This window comes from Cohnella boryungensis, from assembly GCF_042651945.1.
Classification (GTDB): domain Bacteria; phylum Bacillota; class Bacilli; order Paenibacillales; family Paenibacillaceae; genus Cohnella; species Cohnella boryungensis.
In genome coordinates this window covers 1-1,678 of the sequence record NZ_JBHSED010000047.1, presented here as the reverse complement: position 1 = coordinate 1,678, position 1,678 = coordinate 1, and the positions used below count along the sequence as shown (strand labels likewise).

At 56.6% G+C, this 1,678-nt stretch carries 2 protein-coding genes; both read right to left on the bottom strand.

The annotated features are described in order from the left end of the window. The coding region (locus tag ACFO1S_RS21560; protein WP_378127540.1) for a fibronectin type III domain-containing protein at positions 1-1,486 on the bottom strand (1,486 nt) is incomplete at its 3' end. Between the two features lie 22 nt (positions 1,487-1,508). After that, positions 1,509-1,678, bottom strand: a 170-nt coding sequence (locus ACFO1S_RS21555) for an S-layer homology domain-containing protein (RefSeq protein WP_378127541.1), incomplete at its 5' end; no start/stop codon positions are given.

Here is a 1,678-nt window from a genome sequence, read left to right as displayed (position 1 = left end):
CCGATGGGCCTCCTCCTCCGCCCGAATTGTTCGACGAAGGCGCAGCCGGCTTGGCGCTCACCTCGTTGGAGGCGGCGCTGTCTCCGCCTGGGTTGGTCGCCTTCACGATAAAGTAATACGTCGTGCCGTTCGTCAACCCGGTCAGTTCATAGACCGAGCCCGTCACGGTAGCCGAAGCGTTTCCGTACGTACCGGAGGCTTCGCTATGGAACACCTGGTAGTCTACCGCTCCCGGCACAGGCGTCCAGCTTAGCTGTACCTTCCCGTCTCCCGGCGTTGCCGACTGCAGGACCGGCGCCCCCGGCGCCGGCACCTGCGGCATCGCGTTCATTTCGTTGGATGGCGCGCTCTCTCCGTCTTCGTTGACCGCCGTAACCACAAAATAATAACGTGTGCCGTTCGTCAATGAAGCTGCCGTGTAAGAGGGCTCGGTTACGGTCGTGTAATCGCTGCCGTACGATCCTGAAGCTGATCTTTGATACACCCTGTATTCTGCGGCTCCGGGAACGCCCGACCACGTCAGCGTAACCGACGCGTCTCCCGCCACTGCCGATTGCAATTGCGACGCGTCGGGCGGATATGCGACGCTGCCGAATACTCGCAAGCTCGGATAGCTGGTTCCTTCCTTGATCTGCCACACGTTGTCGAAGTCCCAGCCGATATACGTAGAGGACTGCTTCATCTGCGCGGCGGTTCGTCCATCTCCTTTGCCCGTGTCGTTCATCCCGCTCGTGTCCATATCATAGAAAGAATCCGAAATGATGGATGAGGAGCTCTTGTTCCCGACAATTCCGCCGACCGTGAAGTCCCCATTGACTATTCCCGCGGCAAACGATAACTCGATGCTCGCATCAGCAGCTAGACTTCCGACAAGTCCGCCGGCAACCCCCGAGCTGTTGACCGTTGCGGTGCTAAAGCTGTTTTTGATCACCAAATCGTTGTTGCCCGCCAAGCCTCCTATATTGTAAGTACCGGAAACCACTCCGGTCGAAAAGGCGTTGGAGATGACTCCATTGTTACGCCCCGTCAACGCTCCAACGACGATGTTGCCCTTAACGGACGCATTCTGAATGCCGATATTTTTCAATACGGCATAACCATAAGTGTTAGCGAAAAGCCCGACATTGTTTTCAGTTCCTCGATCGATGTACAGATTGGAAATAATATGTCCGTCTCCGTCCAATGTTCCTTGAAACGGTTCGCTCGTCGATCCGATCGGAGCCCAGCCCTTTCCTCCATTGTGGCCTGAGCCGCTTGCGGACAAATAATCGGTTAAATCGATATCCGCGGTCAGCTTGAAATGCGAAGTCAGGTAATTACGAATCGCGTCCAAGTCTTCCGCCGATGCGACCTGGTACGGATCGTTCACCGATCCGTCGCCGCCCGGGAATACATGGGGAGCGGCATGAACGTAGGAAGATTGGAAGCCTGACAAGCTGCTGATAAGCAGTATGGCCAATGCCCATACCGCGATTTTTTTCATCATTGCTCTCACTCCTTCGTGTTGTTTAGATCAATCCCGAACGTTCCAGCAGTCGGCTCATGAGCGTCGCCGTTTCCGCCCGCGTCATGTACGCCTTCGGCGCCAGCGTCGTCTCCGTTCTGCCCGTCAGGATGCCTGCGCTCACGCTCGCGGCGATGCTTGCCTTCGCCCATTCTGCGGCATCCGCTTCATCCT